The sequence below is a fragment of the Ulvibacter sp. MAR_2010_11 genome (assembly GCF_002813135.1).
GTDB lineage: Bacteria > Bacteroidota > Bacteroidia > Flavobacteriales > Flavobacteriaceae > Altibacter.
Map to the genome: position 1 here is coordinate 1,504,086 of NZ_PHTY01000001.1, position 20,976 is coordinate 1,525,061.

At 38.8% G+C, this 20,976-nt stretch carries 17 protein-coding genes; 16 read left to right on the plus strand and 1 reads right to left on the minus strand.

Annotated features, from left to right (window positions below):
* Window positions 1-3: 3 nt before the first annotated feature.
* From sprA to ATE92_RS06955, 6 genes are all read left to right on the plus strand, one after another.
* Window positions 4-7,260, plus strand: coding sequence for a cell surface protein SprA (gene sprA / locus ATE92_RS06930; RefSeq protein ID WP_369819696.1), 7,257 nt, complete (start codon window positions 4-6; stop codon window positions 7,258-7,260).
* Between the two features lie 28 nt (window positions 7,261-7,288).
* On the plus strand, window positions 7,289-7,669 hold the full coding sequence (gcvH, locus tag ATE92_RS06935) for a glycine cleavage system protein GcvH (RefSeq protein WP_100803008.1): 381 nt from the start codon (window positions 7,289-7,291) through the stop codon (window positions 7,667-7,669).
* Window positions 7,635-8,033 (plus strand): VanZ family protein, encoded by a 399-nt coding sequence (locus tag ATE92_RS06940; RefSeq protein WP_100803009.1) that lies wholly within the window; start codon window positions 7,635-7,637, stop codon window positions 8,031-8,033. Before gcvH ends, ATE92_RS06940 begins: the two co-directional genes overlap by 35 nt.
* Window positions 8,034-8,100: 67 nt before the next feature.
* The gene (locus ATE92_RS06945) at window positions 8,101-8,817 is read left to right on the plus strand and encodes an energy transducer TonB (protein WP_100803010.1); all 717 of its coding nucleotides are present in this window, start codon (window positions 8,101-8,103) and stop codon (window positions 8,815-8,817) included.
* Between the two features lie 106 nt (window positions 8,818-8,923).
* Window positions 8,924-9,733, plus strand: coding sequence for an energy transducer TonB (locus ATE92_RS06950; RefSeq protein ID WP_100803011.1), 810 nt, complete (start codon window positions 8,924-8,926; stop codon window positions 9,731-9,733).
* A 105-nt stretch (window positions 9,734-9,838) separates the two neighbouring features.
* The gene (locus ATE92_RS06955) at window positions 9,839-11,944 is read left to right on the plus strand and encodes an energy transducer TonB (RefSeq protein ID WP_100803012.1); all 2,106 of its coding nucleotides are present in this window, start codon (window positions 9,839-9,841) and stop codon (window positions 11,942-11,944) included.
* A gap of 9 nt (window positions 11,945-11,953) precedes the next feature.
* On the opposite strand, the gene ATE92_RS06960 is transcribed toward ATE92_RS06955, so the two are convergent.
* Window positions 11,954-12,940, minus strand: a complete 987-nt coding sequence (locus ATE92_RS06960; RefSeq protein WP_100803013.1) for an MBL fold metallo-hydrolase — start codon at window positions 12,938-12,940, stop codon at window positions 11,954-11,956.
* A 159-nt stretch (window positions 12,941-13,099) separates the two neighbouring features.
* Between ATE92_RS06960 and cyoE the strand changes: the two genes are divergently transcribed.
* The 10 genes from cyoE (at window position 13,100) to ATE92_RS07010 (ending at window position 20,976) form a co-directional block, all read left to right on the plus strand.
* Window positions 13,100-13,993: a heme o synthase gene (gene cyoE / locus ATE92_RS06965; protein WP_100803014.1), complete on the plus strand. Its 894-nt coding sequence runs from the start codon at window positions 13,100-13,102 to the stop codon at window positions 13,991-13,993.
* Entirely contained in the window at window positions 13,993-14,574 is a 582-nt protein-coding gene (locus ATE92_RS06970) for a cytochrome c oxidase subunit 3 (RefSeq protein WP_100803015.1), read from the plus strand. The genes cyoE and ATE92_RS06970 overlap by 1 nt, the downstream gene beginning before the upstream one ends.
* Window positions 14,575-14,708: 134 nt before the next feature.
* A complete protein-coding gene (locus ATE92_RS06975) occupies window positions 14,709-15,689 on the plus strand; it encodes a cytochrome c oxidase subunit 3 (protein WP_100803016.1) in 981 nt (326 codons plus the stop codon).
* Window positions 15,690-15,708: 19 nt separating this feature from the next.
* Window positions 15,709-16,092, plus strand: a complete 384-nt coding sequence (locus ATE92_RS06980) for a cytochrome C oxidase subunit IV family protein (protein ID WP_100803017.1) — start codon at window positions 15,709-15,711, stop codon at window positions 16,090-16,092.
* Window positions 16,093-16,229: 137 nt separating this feature from the next.
* Window positions 16,230-16,874 carry a hypothetical protein gene (locus ATE92_RS06985; RefSeq protein ID WP_100803018.1) on the plus strand — a complete coding sequence of 215 codons (645 nt, stop codon included), beginning with the start codon at window positions 16,230-16,232 and terminating at the stop codon, window positions 16,872-16,874.
* Window positions 16,875-16,884: 10 nt separating this feature from the next.
* The gene (locus tag ATE92_RS06990; protein WP_100803019.1) at window positions 16,885-17,505 is read left to right on the plus strand and encodes an SCO family protein; all 621 of its coding nucleotides are present in this window, start codon (window positions 16,885-16,887) and stop codon (window positions 17,503-17,505) included.
* Between the two features lie 2 nt (window positions 17,506-17,507).
* Entirely contained in the window at window positions 17,508-18,041 is a 534-nt protein-coding gene (locus tag ATE92_RS06995; RefSeq protein WP_100803020.1) for a DUF420 domain-containing protein, read from the plus strand.
* Window positions 18,042-18,047: 6 nt separating this feature from the next.
* Window positions 18,048-18,269, plus strand: coding sequence for a hypothetical protein (locus ATE92_RS07000; RefSeq protein WP_100803021.1), 222 nt, complete (start codon window positions 18,048-18,050; stop codon window positions 18,267-18,269).
* A gap of 92 nt (window positions 18,270-18,361) precedes the next feature.
* Complete coding sequence (locus tag ATE92_RS07005; RefSeq protein WP_100803022.1) at window positions 18,362-19,687, plus strand: TolC family protein; 1,326 nt, start codon at window positions 18,362-18,364, stop codon at window positions 19,685-19,687.
* A 2-nt stretch (window positions 19,688-19,689) separates the two neighbouring features.
* The gene (locus ATE92_RS07010) at window positions 19,690-20,976 is read left to right on the plus strand and encodes an efflux RND transporter periplasmic adaptor subunit (RefSeq protein WP_100803023.1); all 1,287 of its coding nucleotides are present in this window, start codon (window positions 19,690-19,692) and stop codon (window positions 20,974-20,976) included.

Here is a 20,976-nt window from a genome sequence, read left to right on the forward strand (position 1 = left end):
AAATTGGGCGCAAAAAATTACGATTACATCAATAGCTTTAGTAAGCTTCTCTTAGTTATAGGTTTCATTTTTGGTAGTTACAGTTCTGTAGTTGCACAGGACTCTACCGCTACAGGTTCTTCCATGGGAAGATTGGATTTGCCAAACCCTCCAAGTATACAGGACGTCTATACCTACGATCCTATTACCGATAGATATATTTACACCCAGGCGATAGGTGGTTTCACTATTAGCTATCCCATTATACTTACTCCCGATGAATACCGGGAATTGGTTATGAAGGAGCAGATGAAGGCCTATTTTAAAGAAAAAATTGATGCAGCCGATGGTAGAAAGGAAGGGTCTGAAGAAGCACAGAAAAACTTACTCCCAACCTTTTATGTAAACTCAAACTTTTTCGAATCGGTTTTCGGCGGAAATACCATCGAAGTTATTCCACAGGGTAGTGTGGAAATGGACCTGGGTCTTTTATACACAAAACAGGATAACCCGGCCTTTTCGCCTCGTAACCGAAGCAATCTTTCTTTCGATTTCGATCAACGAATCAGTTTAAGTTTATTAGGTAAAGTTGGAGAACGACTTCAGGTAACAGCCAACTACGACACACAATCTACCTTCGATTTCCAAAACCAGATAAAATTAGAATACACTCCTACCGAGGACGATATCATTCAGAAAATTGAGGTTGGAAACGTAAGTATGCCACTCAACAGTTCCTTAATTCAAGGAGCGCAAAGCTTATTTGGAGTAAAGACACAGCTTCAGTTTGGTAAGACAACCATTACAGGCGTTTTTTCGGAACAAAAATCGGAAACCAGATCGGTTACCGCTGAAGGAGGAGCCACAATTACCGACTTCGAATTATACGCTTCCGAATACGACGAGAATCGTCACTTCTTCCTGGCACATTATTTTAGAGATCGTTACGACGAAGCTTTAAAACAATATCCTTTTATTAATTCGAACGTTCAAATTACCAGAGCAGAAGTTTGGATTACCAATCGTTCCAATAGAACCGAAAATGTGAGAAACATTGTTGCGATTCAGGACATTGGAGAGTCCAAGGCAGAAAATATTGGTCTGAATGTTATTCCGGGAGGTTTTATAAACCAACCGGGTAATTCGTATCCCGATAACAGAAATAACGACTTTAATCCCTTCGGAATTGATGGGAGTCAACAGTCGCTTTTAAATAGTGCCATTCGGGATATTGCAACGGTAAACCAAGGATTTTCGGGTGTTGGTGTAAATGAAGGATTGGATTACGTTACGTTGGAAAATGCCAGACAACTAACGCAAACCGAGTATCAATTAAACTCTCAATTGGGGTATATATCCTTGAATCAGCGTTTGAATAATGATGAGGTTTTGGCGATAGCATTTCAGTTTACCGTAAACGGAAAGGTTTACCAGGTAGGAGAATTTGCCAATGACGGAGTAGAAGCTTCAGGCGGTGAAATTCCAAATCCTGATCCAAGTGAACCACCATTGCAAGGAATTGCTCAGAACTTGGTGGTTAAATTATTGAAGAGTAATATTACCAGTGTTAACGAACCTATTTGGGACTTGATGATGAAAAACATCTATCCTTTAGGAGCATATCAACTGGAGCAGGAAGATTTCAGATTAAATATTTTATATACAAGTCCGTCGCCATTAAATTACATTTCTCCGGTAGACGGAACACCTTTCCCCGATCCGGATCCTAGCAATCCCAACGATGTGGATATTGCGGAGGCAACCTTATTACGGGTGTTTAATTTGGATCGATTGAATTTTAATAACGATCCACAGCAAGGAGGCGATGGCTTTTTCGATTTCCTTCCGGGAGTTACCGTCGATACGCAAAACGGGCGTATTATTTTTACAAGTGTCGAACCTTTTGGAGAATATTTATTTAAGGAATTGGACAATACTCCCAATGGAGGCCCCGAAGATTATAACAATCCGGCAACCTATAATGCCAATCAAAATAAATACGTTTTCAGATCGCTGTATTCTACAACTAAAACGGAGGCAGAACAGGAGGATAGCGATAAGAACTTTTTTCAGTTAAAGGGTAGTTACAAATCGACCGGTGCCGATGGAATTCCTATTGGAGCGTTTAATATTCCACAGGGTTCCGTTACTGTTACTGCAAATGGTAGAACCTTGGTAGAAGGTGTGGATTATACCGTAAATTATCAGTTAGGAAGGGTTCAAATCTTAGATCCCGCGTTGCTTAATTCGAATACGCCAATTAGTATCACAACCGAAAATAACGCATTGTTTGGACAGCAAACCAAGCGTTTTACAGGGTTGAATGTAGAGCATAAGTTTAGTAATAAATTTCAGATTGGTGCCACTTATTTAAATCTGAATGAGCGACCGTTGACGCAGAAATCTTCCTATAATGTTGAGCCAATCAACAATACCATATTAGGTTTTAATGCCAACTATTCTACCGAAGTACCTTTCCTAACCAGATTGGTAAATCATCTTCCCAACATCGATACCGATGTAGAATCGAACCTCTCCATACGAGGTGAGTTTGCTTACCTGATGCCGGGAGCACCAAAAGTTTCCGATTTTAACGGAAAGGCTACCGTATATGTAGACGATTTTGAGGCATCCCAAACAGCATTAGATGTTGGAAGTCCGTTATCATGGTTTCTTTCGAGCACACCCGATAGATTTGATAACGATGCCGATAATTCGAATCTCGCCTACAACTACAATCGTGCAAAATTAAATTGGTATACCATAGATCCTATTTTTTATAGCAGTCAGCGTCCGGCCGGGATTAGCGATGATGATATTTCGAATCCGTTTACGCGTAGAGTTTTCAGAGATGAAATTTTTCCGGAGCAAGATATTATTCAAGGCCAAACACAAGCCTTATTTACACTCGATTTAGCCTATTATCCGGGTGAAAGAGGGCCTTATAACTTTAACCCCTTGGCCAACGGAGGCAATACCTTGCCGAATCCCGAAACGAGGTTTGGAGGTATTATGCGGCAGCTTACCACCACCGATTTTGAGCGTTCCAACGTAGAATACATTCAGTTCTGGGTAATGGATCCTTATTACCATGACCCATCACTTAACGATAGTGGAGAGTTATACTTTAACCTGGGAAATATTTCCGAAGACATTTTAAAAGACGGAAGAAAGCAATATGAAAATGGTCTTCCAAAAGATGGAGGAACCTTAAATACTACTCCAACAGTTTACGGAAAAGTACCTACCAATCAATCATTGGTGTATACTTTCGATACACAGGGCCAGGAACGTATTAATCAGGATATTGGGTACGATGGAATTAACGATGCTACCGAAGCGGCACAGTTTCCTGCATTTGGAGGTTTGGCCGATCCAGCAGGAGATAATTACCAGTATTTCTTACAGGCTGAAGGCGGAATTGTAGATCGCTATAGAAATTATAACGGAACTGAAGGTAACTCACCGGAGGTTGTTGGTAATGACAATCGTGGTTCTACGGCACAGCCTGATGTGGAAGATATTAACCGTGATAATACTATGAACACGGTGAACAGTTATTACGAATATAGAATTCCTATCTCCAGAGATATGAATAGTATGAATAACGAGTTTATTACCGATGAAAAAATTCTAAATGGTATCACACTTCCTAATAATTCTACGGTAGACGTTCGCTGGGTGCAGTTTAAGGTGCCAATTGATCAGGCCGATGCAGCAATTGGAGGTATTTCCGATTTCCGATCCATTCGTTTTATGAGAATGTATATGACCGGATTTAGCGAACCGACCGTTTTACGTTTTGGGACATTGGAATTAATTCGCGGTGATTACAGAAGATTTGCCAAATCGTTGCAGGTGCCTACCGATGACCCCGATGATGACGATACCCTTTTTGAAGTAGAAACCGTTAGCATTGAAGAAAATAGTGGTTCGTACGTATTGCCACCAGGAGTTATTAGAGAGGAACTCAACAATAACAACAATATTATTCGTCAGAATGAGCAATCTCTGGTATTGCGTGTTTGCGGACTTGAAAGTGGGGACGGGCGTGCAGTTTATAAGAATTTTAACGTAGACATGCGTCAGTACGAAAACCTTGAAATGTTTATTCACGCCGAAGGCTTAGACAATGAAACCATTCCTTCAGATGGAGAACTAGTGGCCTTTATCCGACTGGGAACCGATTTAGATCAGAACTTTTACGAGGTGGAAATTCCTTTAAATATTTCTGCGGAATCTCTTATCCCCGAAGTGGTATGGCCCATTGAAAACAGGTTAAACCTGCCATTGAACTTACTTCAGAAAGCAAAAACAGCAACTTTAGGAGATATAAATGTAGATCCTACTCAAATTACATTCTATAACCAAATAGATTTGGATCCCGACTCTGCAGCCGGGCCGGAAAACGATTTGCGTATTGGTGTGAAAGGAAATCCAAGTTTCGGAAACGTTCGAACCATTATGTTGGGTCTAAAAAATCCAACTACAAATGAGTTATGTGGTGAAGTTTGGTTTAATGAATTGCGCCTTTCAGATTTAAAAAATCAGGGAGGATGGGCTGCAGTGGTTAATATGGACGCAAACGTGGCCGATTTTGCTACAGTAAGCGGAACAGCAGGAAGAAGCACTGTTGGTTTTGGTTCCATAGAACAAGGCCCCAACCAACGGAGTCGTGAAGATGTACAACAATACGATGTAGTAACCAATGTAAATTTAGGTCAATTGCTTCCGCGTAAATGGGGGATCCAATTGCCTTTTAATTACGGGCGTGCAGAAGAATTGATTACGCCTCAGTACGATCCCGAGTTTGATGATATCGAGTTGAATGATCGTATTGATGATACGGAAGATCCTACAAGAAAGGATGAAATTAAACAACAATCTGTAGATTATACCAAACGTCAGAGTATTAATTTTATTGGTGTTCGGAAGGATAGAACCGGCACTAAAAAACCAATGCCTTACGATGTCGAAAACTTTACCTTTTCGTATTCATACAATCAGGTAAATCATCACGATTTTGAAATTGCCGAAGCCTTGGATCAAAATGTACGGGTTGGTGGAACGTATAACTATACTTTTGCACCGGCAAATTTTGAACCTTTCAAAAAGAACGATTCCATCTTTAATGGAAAGTACTGGCAATTTTTAAAAGATTTGAATTTTAATCTGTTGCCCTCTAACATTACTTCAAGTTCGAACATTATAAGACAGTACAACGAACAGAAATTTAGAGAGTTGGATTTAATTCCGGGGAATATTGGGCTGCCAACCTTATACCAACGTAATTTCCTTTTCGATTGGCAATATTCCATTAATCATAATCTTACTAAATCGTTGCGTTTCAATTTCAATTCGTCCAACAATCGAATTGTAACTAATTACATCGATGAGCAGGGATTTGCCGATAACTCAATTGGCGTTTGGGACGGATTTTTTGATGTAGGAGAGCCCAATCAGCACTTCCAATCACTGCAGATAAATTACGATTTACCATTTAGCAAGTTTCCGTTCTTGAAATTTATTAGAGCTACCTATTCATATACAGGAGATTTCCAATGGCAGGATGGAAGTGACTTGTTTAATAGTATTCCTATTACTTTAAACGATGGAACTACTCAGACCTACGATTTAGGAAATTCAGTTCAAAATGCAAGTACTCATAGAATTAATTCAAGTTTAGATATGAATAATTTCTATAAGTATGTAGGGTTGACAAAAATAAAGGCCGGTAATCAAAGTGGTGCGGGCGACAATAATGGTGGTGTCGAATTAAAAGGCGGACCCGGGAGTAGAGGCGGAAAAGACGGTGGTAAAGGTGGAGAAGAAGAAAAGAGCAAAGAGGAGCAAAACACTACCGGCCTTGGCGAGACTTCAGGAAGCAATGCTGGCGCCGGTGCTGCAAATTCAGGGTCGTTGAGTGGAGGAGATAAGGCAGTAAATACCCTAATTGGGTTGCTAACTTCAATTAAGAAAATACAGTTAAATTATCTGGAGAATAACGGTATTTTCTTGCCCGGTTATACTCCGTCTGTTGGGTTTGTAGGAACCTTAAAACCCAGTACAGGATTTACCTTCGGAAGTCAGGCAGAAATTAGAGATTTAGCAGCTCGTAAAGGGTGGCTAACACTCTACCCCGAATTTAACGATCAGTACACAGAGGTTGAAAGCAAGCAATTGGATGCTCAGGTAAATATTGAATTGATTCCCGACTTGAAAATTGATCTTAACGGAAGCAGAATTTATTCCGAAAATTATGCGGAAAACTATATAGTTGAAGACGGATTGTATCGTTCCTTGACCCCGACTACCTTTGGAAACTTTAATATTTCAACAGTTCTTATTAAGACAGCTTTTAGCACCAGCGATGAAAATAGTTCGGCAGCGTTTAGCGATTTTAGAACAAACCGACTGGTAATTGCAGATAGATTGGCTACAGAGTTTTATGGCACTTCCACCTTCCCTAGAGACGAAGATGGCTATCCCGTAGGTTTCGGGAAATCGAGTCAGGATGTGTTACTTCCGGCATTTCTTTCAGCCTATAAAGGTAGTGATGCTTCTAACGAGAAAACAGGAATATTCAGAGATGTACCGCTTCCCAACTGGGATGTGAAATACACCGGATTGATGAAATTGGAATGGTTTAAAAAACGATTTAAACGATTTTCTGTACAACATGGTTATAGAGCCGGATATACAGTAAATCAGTTTCAAACCAATTTGGATTACGATCCTCTTGTACCCGAAGCCACCGATCAATCGGGTAATTTCAAAAGCAGAATATTCCTGACCAATGTGAATCTAACTGAACAATTTTCACCTTTGATTCGTGTGGATTTTGAAATGAAGAATTCAATAAAGATATTGGCTGAATTGCGAAAAGACAGAGCCTTATCTTTAAGTTTCGCTAATAATTTACTTACCGAAATTAAAGGAAACGAGGTAGTTGTTGGTTTGGGGTATCGTATTGCTGACCTGAGAATAGGAACCAATTTTGGTGGAAAGAAGCAAATCCTTAAAAGTGACCTAAACTTTAAATTGGACGTTTCCAGAAGAGATAACAAAACTATTATTCGCTATCTGGATATCGAAAATAATCAGACAACAGCTGGGCAAACTATTTATGGGCTTCAGTTTTCGGCAGATTATGCCTTAAGTAAGAACCTAACGGCATTATTTTACTACGATCACACATTTTCAGAATATGCAATTTCTACTGCATTTCCGCAAACAACAATTAGAAGTGGGTTAACACTTCGATATAATTTTGGAAACTAAATAAACAACCTTATTAATTGAAATTATTATGAGTGTACCTTCAAACTTAAAGTATACAGAAGACCACGAATGGGTATTAATAGACGGTGACATTGCCACGGTTGGAATTACCGAATTTGCTCAAGGAGAACTTGGGGATATTGTATATGTTGAAGTTGAATCAGTCGATGAAACTCTGGAGAGACATGCAATCTTTGGAACAGTAGAAGCCGTGAAGACAGTTTCTGATCTTTTTTTACCGCTCTCTGGTGAAATTATAGAGTTTAATGAAAGTCTGGAATCTGAACCGGAAAAAGTAAATTCAGATCCCTACGGGGAGGGTTGGATGATAAAAATTAAAATTTCTAACCCCGAAGAAGTAGAAGATTTACTGGATGACGCCGCTTATAAAAAAATTATCGGAGCGTAAAACACTCCTTATTTTCGCGACGCTGTATACGGTGGTGGTAACTATTGCCTTACTACTGCCTGCCGGAGGACTTCCAAGAATTGATTTTATACCCGTAGACAAATTAGTGCATATATGTATCCATGTGGGCCTGGTTTTGCTATGGTTATTCTACGGTTATAAGTTAAAGAACCATCAAGGATTATTTCCATTAATTATAATTGTAGTAGTAGCATGTCTTCTATATGGCATAATAATTGAGGTGTTACAAGACAAATATACGGTAACAAGACAGGCCGATATAATGGATGTTTTGGCCAATGTATTAGGTTCAATTATTGGAATCTTCTTGTTTTTGAGAACAAAACAGAGGTTTAAAACTTAATAAACAATTTTCGTTTTATATTACAATAGTTTTCTATATTTTAGCAACTACTTAAATACTCTTTATTATGAAACCCAAGAAAAATCCGAAAGTAGATCTCAGCAGGAGAAGCATGCTTTTTTTTCAATTAGGAATGATTTTAATGCTATTTATTGCTTGGCGTGCCATCGAATATAAAACATACGACAGATCATTAGATACAGATACTTTAGCGGTTAGTGATGAGTTAGAGGAAGAAATTCCCATTACACAACAGCTAACACCTCCACCTCCACCACCTCCACCGCCACCGGCTCCGGAAGTGATTGAAGTAGTTGAAGATGAACAGGAAGTAGAAGAGACTATTGTAAAATCTACGGAAACCAATCAGGAGGCCGAGATTGTTGAAATTGCCGAAATTGAAGAGGCTATTGAAGAAGAAATTGCAGATGTACCTTTTGCTGTAATTGAAAACGTGCCAATCTATCCCGGTTGTGAAAGTGCTTCAGGAAACAATGCGAAGAAAGCATGTATGTCTGAGCAAATCGACAAATTTGTAAAAAAGGAATTCAATGGGGATTTGGCAGGAGATTTAGGCTTGGAAGGAATTCAAAGAATATTTGTTCGGTTTAAAATTGACAAGAACGGAAATGTTGTAGATGTGCAAGCACGTGCACCACATCCTAAATTGGAAGAAGAAGCTGTAAGAGTTGTAAAACGTCTTCCAAAAATGACTCCCGGAAAACAACGCGGAAAGCCGGTAGGAGTACTTTATTCGCTTCCTATCCGATTCCAAGTAGAATAAAAAAAATAAACTTTTAAGTACAAAAGCCTTGAGAAAACCTCAAGGCTTTTTTTATGGCATAAGTCTTGTATTATAAAGGTAGTACTAATCCTTAAATACAAATGTTATGAAACCATCTGTGAACATTTTTAAAAGCAACCAACCAAAATTGCTTTCTAAGAGAGAGGATAAAAAGAGTATTAACATCACCTGGAATTCCAGATTGTTTTTTCAACTGGGGCTTATTGTGAGCTTGCTCACCGTATTTTTCGTTATGGAAAGTACTTTTGGCCTGACAGCAGATTCTTATGCTGTCAAAAAGCGAATAACCATCGACGAGCCTAACACAATTCACACTATTGTGATAATGGACGAAACACCCAAGTCTAAGGTACTACGGGAAAAGCAAATTCCTAAAACACCAAAGGTGAAGCAACGCGCAATAACTAATGTTATACCTATGGTCGATACCCCCGATAATGATACACAGGAAACACCAGTGGCGCCTAATGATAATCCCCCGGTGAACACCAACCCCAATACACTTAGTACGACTACGACTCTGCCGGACGACAACAAGCCCAGATCGTTACTTGGAGTAGAATTTGTACCTGTGTTTCCGGGTTGTGAAAAATTGGCTACCAATAAAGAGCGTATCGAATGTATGTCTTCAAAGATTAGTAGCTTTATAGGAAACCGTTTTAACACCGATAAATTTTCGGACAATGCTTCCGGGAAACCGCAACGAATTGACGTTCAGTTTAAAATTGACTCTCATGGTAATGTAACCGATGTTAGAGCAAGAGCTCGGGACAATTCATTGGCAGAGGAGGCAAAAAGAGTGGTCGATAGGTTACCTCAAATGCAACCGGGCAAACAGGGAGGAAGAAATGTTGATGTGATGTATTCCATACCTATCACGGTAATTATCAATTAAAAATTAAAAGCCCGTCTCAATCAATTTTGAGACGGGTACCTTTTTTGAGACAGCGACATTCCAAAAAAAACGTATCTTTCCATCACAAAATATGTTCACTGCCCAATGAAGAAATATACCTACCTTCTGGTTTTATTTGTTTTCTGCTCAAGTATCTCCCAAAACAATACCTCTAGTTTTGAAAAATACCCTGTTTTTAGCGAATGTGCCAAGGTTTCCGTTGATGCTCTGGAAGCCTGTTTTAATTATACGTTACAACAGTTTGTACTTTCAAATTTTAAAACCCCCGAAATTGTTGCTACTGAAAATTATTCCGGAAGTGTGGTGGTATTTTTTGAAGTAGATAAGGAAGGTACCTTTAAAGTTTTATATGTGGACGGAATATACAACGAACTAAAAGAGGAAGCCAAAAGAGTCTTTGAGTCCTTACCGAAAATTACACCGGCCACTTACAACGGCAATCCTACCTACGTTCAGTTTACCATGCCTTTAAAAATTCCGCTTCAGGGAATTTCAAATGCAGCTTTTTCTGAAAAAGTTATCATAAAAACTACCCCTTCAGAAGCCGAGACTATTGAAACATTAAAGCAGGAATACGATGCTATTGAGAAATTTCCCTATGCCAACGAAGAGTACATCAGCAATATAAATATTCCGCTGTCACATCATAACTACAGTCTTTTTGATCCCGCTTTAAACCGAGTGGGACAAAACAATCATACGGCGCAAAAGCCTTTTATTTACAGTGAAGTGAATAAATATTACAACTTTGAAGCCGAAAACCAAAAACTGTTGAAAAACAAAACTTCCTGGTTCGGAAGAAAATGGTGGAACGAACATATGGTTACCTTTAAAGGGGATGGCTATTGGTTTACCTTAGACCCCGGGGTAGATCTGCAGGTGGGAAAAGATCTGGATTCCGAAATTGACACCTATAACAATACGCGTTTGGTGTATACACAGGGTGGGGTTGGAAAAAGCATCAGCTTTTTTGCAGTGATTTATGAAAGTCAGGGGCGATTTGCAGACTATTTTAACCGATATGCCGAATCCATAAAACCCGATGGGGGAAACCCGGCAATTATTCCGGGAAGAGGAATTGCAAAAATATTTAAAACCGATTCGTACGATTATCCAATCGCAACGGGGCATATTTCATTTACACCTTCCAAATGGTTTAACATACAGTTAGGGCATGGGAAGAACTTTATTGGCGATGGATATCGATCGTTATTGATGAGTGATAATGCGAGCGCGTATCCTTTTTTTAAGGTGAATTCGACCTTTTGGAAATTAAAATATACCAATACGTGGATGTCGTTACGTGATGTTCGTTCCGATGTTACGCTGGATGGTTCCTTCCGCACAAAATACATGGCAAATCATTATTTAAGCTACAATGTTACCAAACGATTAAATATTGGTCTGTTCGAATCGGTACTGTGGGAAAATGACAATGACAGAGGATTTGATTTCAACTATATAAACCCTGTTATTTTTTATCGCGCCATCGAGTTTTCTACCGGCTCACGAGGGGGAAATGCGTTAATCGGACTAAGCGCCAAGTATAAATTTACGGATAGGGTGAATGCCTATGCACAACTAATTATCGACGAATTTTCTTCAAGTGATATCCTTGGCGGTGATGGCAGCTACAAAAACAAGACAGGTTATCAATTAGGGCTAAAATACTACGATGCCTTTGGGATAAAGAATCTTTACCTGCATGGAGAGTACAACAGGGTGCGCCCGTTTACCTATTCGCACAACAGTGTGGTGCTAAATTACGGACATAATAATCAGTCTATGGCTCATACCCTTGGTGCAAATTTTTCAGAATTTATTGCCATTGCTCGTTACCAGCAGGGCAGAATTTTTGGAGACGTTAAAGTAGTTGTTGCCAAGCGTGGACTGGAGTTTAACACTACAGCCGATTCCTTCTTTTACGGGGGAGATATTTATGGAACCGAAGATGATCGTCCTTCAGATCTTGGAAATGAATTGGCTCAGGGTAATACCACCGACTTTCTTCACGCTGAAGTGCAGGCAGGATATTTGTTAAATCCGGCAACCAATTTAAAGATATACGGAAGTGTAATTTTCAGAGATTTTAAACCAACACTAAACACCGAAACAGTCTTTGAAAATCAGACAACCTGGGTAAACTTTGGTATAAGAACCGATTTGTTTAACTGGTATTACGATTTTTAATAAAAAGGATTATTCTCCTTTACCGCCTTTGTTCTCCTGTTGCTTCATTAATTCCTCCTGAAGGCGCTCCTCCATATTCCGTTTGTCAATCTTACCTTTAATTTTTTCCACATCATCATACATTATTTCCAACATCTTTTCGGTGCTTATAAATCCATTTCCAAAGCCTAAATCGTCGAAAGGTTTTGTAAAGTCGCGCATTGCAATTATCTCTGCTTTCGTTTTGTGATTGGTATAATGATGCGTTACGCGTCTGTAAATATTACCCAGCATGCTTGCCATTGCCTCTAAATCCTTCTTCGTGCCGATATCTCCATGTCCGGGAATAATTTTAGTATCATCATCGGCGAGTAATGCTATTTTCTCCAGAGCTGCCATGTAACCTTGTACAGTTCCCCCATTATTTAAATCGATGTAGGGGTAACGATCTTTAAAGAAAACATCTCCGGTGTGAATCACATTACTTTGGGTAAAATAGACGACGGCATCTCCATCGGTGTGTGCATCATGAACATGAAAAATCATGATTTTTTCGCCATTAAAATAGAAGGTCATGTCTTGTGCAAACGTAATGGTCGGCAAAATTTTGGTATCTCCTCTTGCCTTGTCTTCGGCTTTTATTATTGTTTCTTGCAATCGGGTTCTCACATTATCCTGTGCTACAATAATTGCTCCTGCTTCTACCATGTTTGCATTTCCACCGGTATGGTCTCCATGCATATGGGTATTAATTAAAAACTGAATGGGTTTTTTATCCACTTTGGCTATTTCCTTAAGAATATCCTCACTTAAATCGGCAAATTGATCGTCAATCATAAAAACACCATCGTGTCCGAAGCTTAAACCAATATTGCCTCCCTTGCCCTGAAGCATATAAATATCTTTGTTGACGTTGATCATTTTAAATTGAACTTTATCTCCTCCGTCTGTCTTCTGTGCTAAAACAGAAAATAAACTAAAAAAAGCAATAAGAGATACTATTATTTTGTAGTGCATGATTAAATATTTTTAGAAGGGTTGAAAATAATGAAAAAAGATGAAATAAAAAGCTAAGATTGTATAATATATATTGTAAAAAAAGGGAGGGAGCCGTATCTTTGCACCCGCATACACCCAAATATTTTTTGGAAGGTGTTGCCTTAAAACGAAAAGAGTTTGTCTGTAACACAATCGCAATCCATTCCGCACTCCATTGTCAGGAATTTTACCGAGATTACAAAAGTGCGCTTGTCTGTAAGTGTTGTGTTTTCATCTGTTGCCGGATATCTTTTAGGGGCTGAATTTATAGACTTTTATATATTATTTCTGCTATGCGTGGGAGGATATTGCATGGTAGGAGCTTCTAATGTATACAACCAAATTATTGAACGCGATTTGGATGCCTTGATGGATCGTACCAAAAACCGACCTATTCCGGCCGGAAGAATGAGCGTACCTCATGCGTTTATTCTTGCCAGTGTCTTAACTATTGTGGGGATTGCGGTACTTTATAGTATAAATCCGCAGACCGCCATGTTTGGGGCAATTTCTATCTTTATGTATGTGAGTTTATACACGCCGTTAAAAACAAAGACTCCCCTTGCGGTATTTGTTGGTGCCTTTCCCGGAGCCATTCCATTTATGTTGGGGTGGGTAGCCGCTACCAACGATTTTGGCATAGAGCCAGGCACCTTGTTTATGATTCAATTTTTCTGGCAATTCCCACACTTTTGGGCTATTGGATGGTTCTTATACGATGACTATAAAAAAGGAGGTTTTTATATGCTTCCCAATGGAAAGCGAGATAAAGGAACTGCCATTCAGGTGGTTTTATACTCGGTTTGGACGGTTTTGGCTTCTTTAATGCCTGCAATGGGAGTCACTGGAAAACTATATATTACCCCTGTTTCAGCAGTACTAATAGCAATCTTGGGGATTGGACTTATCTATTATGCTGTTCGATTGTATAAAGAAAAAACCGAAAAAATCGCAAAGCAACTCATGTTGGCAAGCGTGAGTTACATTACATTGCTGCAAGTGATTTATGTAGTGGATAAATTTATAAGATAATGAAGGACACCGAAAGACCCGAAGAAGAAAAAATATACCGTGCTAAAAAAATGATGCTGTGGTTTGGTATCATTAGTTTGTCCATGAGCTTTGCAGGACTTACAAGTGCTTACGTGGTAAGTAAGGAGCGCCCCGATTGGTTGACCGATTTTGAAATTCCCCAAGCGTTTTATATCAGTTTAGCAGTAATAGTTTTAAGTAGTATTACTGTGCATTTTGCTAAGATTACAGTGCAAAAGGAGAAAAATCGAACTGGGATGTTACTGCTCGTTGCTACCTTTCTTTTAGGAGGCATTTTTGTATGGCTTCAATTTTTGGGATTTTCACAAATTATTGCGAACGGGTATTATTTTACGGGAAGCGAAAGTTCTATTACCACTTCCTTTATATATCTGGTTGTAATTATGCACTTGGCACATATTAGTGTGGGGTTGCTATCGCTATTAGTTGTAATTTATAATCATTATAAACTAAAGTATACTAAAGGTAAAACTCTTGGAATAGAACTTGCTGCCACTTTTTGGCATTTCGTTGATATTCTGTGGATTTATCTGTTTTTATTTTTCTATTTTGTGAGATAATTGCTCCTTTTTTTGGGAGCACAACTTGCAACAACAAAGCATATTTTAATCTGATTTCGATAAATTAAACTTTGATGTTTCGTTAGATAAAAATAATACCTATTTTTGTGCTTTATTAAAACCAAATTCTTTGTATGGAAGCTACTGTTGCTAAAACAGGTACCGAAGGAAAAACCTGGGGTGGTGGAAACCAACCATTAAACGCCAGCTACGGGAAAATGATGATGTGGTTTTTCATCGTTTCAGATGCCTTAACGTTTTCGGGATTCTTAGCCTCATATGGCTTTTCACGATTTAAATTTATTGATGCCTGGCCAATAGCCGATCAAGTGTTTACTCACTTTCCGTTTTTACATGGTGTAGATGCACCTATGTACTATGTGGCATTCATGACTTTTATCCTTATTTTCTCTTCTGTAACCATGGTACTTGCTGTAGATGCAGGTCACAAAATGCAAAAGAACAAAGTAATCATCTACCTGTTCTTTACCATTATTGGTGGTGCAATATTCGTGGGTTCACAAGCCTGGGAATGGGCCACCTTTATCAAAGGAGATTATGGTGCTATTGAGACCAAAGGAGGTAAGATCGTTCAGTTTTTAAATACTGATGGCAAACGTGTTGCCATTGCAGACTTTGCCATCGATTTACCCTCTACACACGAAACGCATGTTGAAGGAAACGGTGTTTGGTTTCTTTCTGAGGAAACTCAGACAACCTATACATTCGAAGAGGTAAAAGCCGGATTTTTAGCCAACGAAGATTTGTTGGTGCGCACACAATACCTCGATGAACACGGAGAACCTACTGTGCTTTCCAGAGCCGAGTCTATCGACAAAGTAGTGAATGATGGAAAGCTCGTGGTTGAAGGTGCTAATCTGAAACATAACGAATATGGGACCCCTTTGTTCGCCGACTTCTTTTTCTTTATTACAGGATTTCACGGATTCCACGTATTCTCGGGAGTAATTTTTAATATCATCATCTTCTTTAATGTAATTATTGGAACCTATGAGCGAAGAGGAAGTTACGAAATGGTTGAAAAAGTCGGGTTGTACTGGCACTTTGTAGATTTGGTTTGGGTATTTGTATTTACCTTCTTTTACCTTGTTTAAGTTGCATAATAATTAAAAAATGGCACACGATCATAAATTAGAAATTTTCAGAGGACTTATTAAGTTTAAGTCGAACGAAGCCAAAATTTGGGGAGTTTTTACATTCCTTTCTATTGTTACCATTATTGAAGTAGCCCTGGGTATTATAAAGCCGGAGGTATTAATCGATAATAGGTTTTTGGCAATGAAATACCTAAACTGGATATTCATTATTCTTACACTGGTAAAAGCATATTACATTACCTGGGATTTCATGCACATGCGTGACGAAAAGAAATCCTTACGACGATCGGTGGTCTGGACGGCGATTTTCCTTATTTGTTATTTGGTGTTGATTTTACTCATAGAAGGAGACTATATTTTTGATATCTATAAAAGCGGATTTGTAAAATTCGATTTTTAATCACTTCTTAAATACTATAAAAATAAGCCCTGTGAAAACGGGGCTTTTTTATTGTTTATACCGTTAAAATTAACCTTCAAAGGTTGCTCAAGCCCGTTTTAGAATGTACTTTTGCAAAATAGTTCAAAACAATTAAAATGAAGAAATACTTAGTGCTTGGCATATTGTTCCTACTGCCCATTACGGTGTATATCTTCTTTGCTTCGGGAGTTAATAATTTTGCCAAACTGCCAATACTCACACATTCCATTTCCAATCTCAATCAGTTTAAAGACTTAAACGGCAACACAGTTTTGTTGGATGATAAAATTACAGTGCTTGGTTTCTTCGGAAATGAAGTAGCATCCAAACACGCTAACGCTTTCAATCTTACACATAAAATCTATAAAAAGAATCACGGTTTTTCCGATTTCCAGTTTGTTTTCTTAATGGAAGACGGAACACAAGACGAAATAGTAAAACTGAAGCAAACACTCGACGATATTACCGATACCGCAAAATGGAAGTTTGTTTTCGGGACTTCCGAAGCGATTCAGGAGGTGTTTAATTCGTTGCAAAGTGATATTGCTTTGGAAACCGATTTTAGCACACCTTTTGTGTTTATCATAGACAAAGACAGAAATCTTCGCGGGCGAGATGACGACGAGGATGTTGGGCTGTTATACGGTTTTGATGCGCGGGATGTAGCCGAAATTAACAACAAAATGAGTGACGATATTAAAGTAATCCTTGCCGAATATCGATTGGAGCTCAAAAAGTATAAGGCAGATAGGGAAATTTAAATTTTTGGAGATGAAAAACTATTCGTACATCGGAATCTCTTTTATCATTCTATTATTCGGGATATGGGCTGTCCCAAAAATTGTAGACCATTTTTCTGAACCCGATCTGGTGACTATTGGTAGGGTACCCGATTTCAGTTTTACAAATCAGGATGGAAAGACAATTACCAATGCCACTTATGAAGGAAAGGTATATATAGCCGAATTTTTCTTTACCACCTGTCCTTCCATTTGCCCCATCATGAACCGAAATATGGTCAAAATTCAAAACGAATTTTACGGGAATCCTAAGCTTGGAATTGCTTCCTTTAGTATCGATCCCGAACACGATACCCCAAAAGTGTTGAAGGATTACGCTGAAAGTTACGGGATAACCAATCCGCATTGGAATTTGCTCACCGGTGAAAAAGACAAAATCTTCCAGCTGGCAAACTCAGGTTTTAATTTATATGTGGGCGAGGCCGCCGAGACAGAAGGTGGCTTTGAACATTCCGGTTTTTTTGCCTTAATAGATCAGGAAGGGAATATTCGATCTCGTATCGACGAGAATGACAATCCGGTAATCTATTACGACGGTTTGGAAGCCGAAGGTATTCAAATGCTTATTGAAGACATCAAAAAACTGCTGTAATCATGTCAGAAAATAATTCAGAAGTTTCCACAAAAAAGTATACTGTATGGATTTGGATACTTTCTATCGTAATTCCTGTTGCTGTAGCGGTATTGTTTACCATTCGTATTCCCGGAGTGGAACGGCTTGGTTTTCTACCGCCTATTTACGCCTCTATCAACGCACTTACGGCAATTTTATTGATTGCGGCAGTCATTCAGATTAAAAAGGGAAATAGAATTCTGCACGAACGATTAATGAAAACCTGTATTGTGCTTTCGGTCCTTTTTCTGCTCATGTACATCGCCTACCACATGACCTCCGATGCAACCAAATTTGGAGGGGAGGGTATCATCAAATACGTTTATTATTTTATCTTATTAACACATATATTGCTCTCTATTGTTGTTATTCCATTTGTGTTAGTTACCTATGTGAGAGCGATTTCGGGCAATTTTTACAAACATAAAAAGATCGCCAGAATTACGTTTCCTCTTTGGCTGTATGTTGCCATCACCGGGGTGCTGGTATATCTAATGATTGCACCCTATTATTAATTAGTCATGAAGCTAAGGAGTATTTTTATACTTATTACCTTGTTGTGGCTTTGCCTTCCGGTCGAAGCCCAATGCGCCATGTGTCGTGCCGTCCTTGAAAGTGAAGAAGGCGGACAGGCAGCCAAGGGTATAAATAACGGTATTATGTACTTAATGATTTTCCCATACCTGTTAATTGGCGGGATAGGATATGCAATTTATAGAAATCGGCAAAAGTCTAAGAAGTAAAACAAAGCTATTCTGCTGTACTTAACGAGATTTTTTTAGCAACTTTGTAACACATTGGCTAATCTCAAGACAAATTAGCAATTACCAACCGTATGAATAAAATAGCAGCTTTGCTTTTTCTCTTTTTTGTAGGATTTACAATCACTGCTCAAAGTAAAAAGTGGACCCTTAAAGAATGCGTTCAGCACGCACTCGAAAACAATATATCTATCAAACAAAGTGCTTTGGATATGGAGTTGGCCGATATCGATAAGCGCGATGCCAACGGCAACTTCCTGCCAACTTTGAATGCTAATGCAAGTACTTCCAAAAATACAGGTTTGAGTTTTAATCCTGTTACGGGAAATGCCGAAACAACTACGCTTTTTTCAGTTTCGGGTGGAATCAATGCTCGCTACACAATTTTTAACGGTTTAAATAATTTCAGACAGGTACAAAGAGCAGAGATTTCTAAATTGGCTAGTCAGTATCGAATGTCCAAAATGGAGGACGATATTACCTTGTTTGTTGCCAATGGCTATCTTCAAATTCTATTGAACAAAGAAAATCTGAAAGTTATTGCAGCTCAAAATAAAGTAACTCTTGAGCAAATCGAGAGAACCAATCAATTGGTTGACGCCGGAGTTTTACCACGTGGAGATTTATTGGAAATCAAAGCTTCCAATGCGAGTGAATTGCAACAAATAGCGATTGCCGAAAACGCCCTTATTATTTCAAAAATAGGCTTGGCACAATTGTTATTGATTCAGGACTACGCAAATTTCGACATCGCCGATGAGGAATTTACAATTATTGACGAGGGTATTTCATCAAAAAATGTTTCAGAAATCATTTCCGAAGCCAAAGAAAACCGATCTGAAGTAAAAATTGCCGAAAAGAATGTAGAACTCGCCGAGAAGGAGGTTCAGCTTGCTCGTGGAGCGTACTATCCTACACTTTCGGCCTTTTTTGGCTACGATACACGATACGCCGATGCTGATCCATTGGATTTTATAGATCAATTGTATTTAAACGACGGGATAAATTACGGATTAAGCTTGAATGTACCAATTCTCAACGGACTGAGTGTGCGAAACAATGTGCAACGAAGTAAAGTGGGTCTTCTCCGAAATCAATACCAGTTAGAGCAGGCTAAGTTAGATTTAGAATCGAACGTCTATCAGGCTTATGTGGATGTAAAAGGTTCTTACAAATCGTATGAAGCAGCGCAAGCCGCCTTAGAATCTCAAGAATTGGCCTATCAGTATGCAAAAGATCGTTACGATGTTGGTTTGACCAATGCTTTCGATTTCAGTCAGTCGAAACTGCGTTACGACAACACTCAAATTGAAGTGAATCGAGCGAAATACGACTATATTTTTAAACTCAAGGTGTTAGAATTGTACTTTGGAGTACCCGCAACCGAACTCAAATTTTAGTTATGAATAGAAAAAAACTTTTAATTATTGGTGGTTTAATTTTACTGCTTATTATTTTACTTCTTGTTGGTAAAAAGGCCGGTTGGTTTGGAAAGACCGGTAATTATAAAGAAGTTGAGATAACTAAAATTGAACTCATCGACATAGTTGAAACAGTTGCAGCCACAGGAAAAATTCAGCCGGAGGTGGAAGTAATGTTATCTTCGGAAGTGTCCGGAGAAATCATCGAGCTTCCTATAAAGGAAGGACAACAGGTTAAAAAAGGAGATTTATTGGTAAAAATAAACCCGGATCTTATACAGTCGGCTTTAAGTCAGTCGCAAGCAGGATTGCAAAATGTACGTGCTCAATTGGCACAGGCGGAGGCAAGTTTACGCAACGCCGAGTTAAACTATAACCGAAACAAGGCACTTTTTGAAAAGGGAGTAATCTCGAAATCGGATTGGGAGCGTTCTGTAACCGATTATGAAATGGCGCAAGCCAACAAGCAGTCTGTTTATTACAACGTACAGAGTGCATCGGCCAACGTGAAACAATCTCAGGATAACCTACAACGCACCTCTATTTATGCACCTATGGACGGAACTATTTCGAAACTTTCGGTAGAATTGGGGGAGCGTGTTGTTGGAACCGCACAAATGGCGGGTACCGAAATTGTTCGTGTTGCCAACCTGGATAATATGGAAGTGGAGGTAGATGTGAACGAAAATGATATTGTGAAGGTAAATTTGGGAGATTCAACAATTGTTGAAGTTGATGCCTATTTGAAGCGTGAATTTAAAGGTGTTGTTACCGAAATTGCAAATTCAGCAGAATCGGCTTTATCTGTCGATCAGGTAACTAATTTTAAGGTGAAGGTTAGAATTCTGGCCAGTTCATACAAGGATTTAATGGAAGGAAAGCCGGAGTATTTTTCACCTTTCCGTCCGGGTATGACTGCAACAGTAGATGTTATCACAAATAAGAAAGAAAAAGTAATAGGAGTTCCTATTAGCGCTATTGTAATTAAAACCGATACCAGCAGCGTAAAAAAGCCAACTACAAAGGAAACAACAATGGCATCTTCAGAGAAATTTGAATGTGTTTTTGTAAAAAACGGAGACGAAGCAAAATTGCGGGTCATAAAAACAGGAATACAGGACGATGCTAACATCGAAATCATTTCAGGTTTATCTGTAGACGATGTAGTGATTACCGGACCTTATAATACAGTTACCAAGACACTAAAAGCAGGTGATAAGATCGAGGTAGCTTCGGCTAAAACAGAAAAAAGCGATAGCGACGAATAA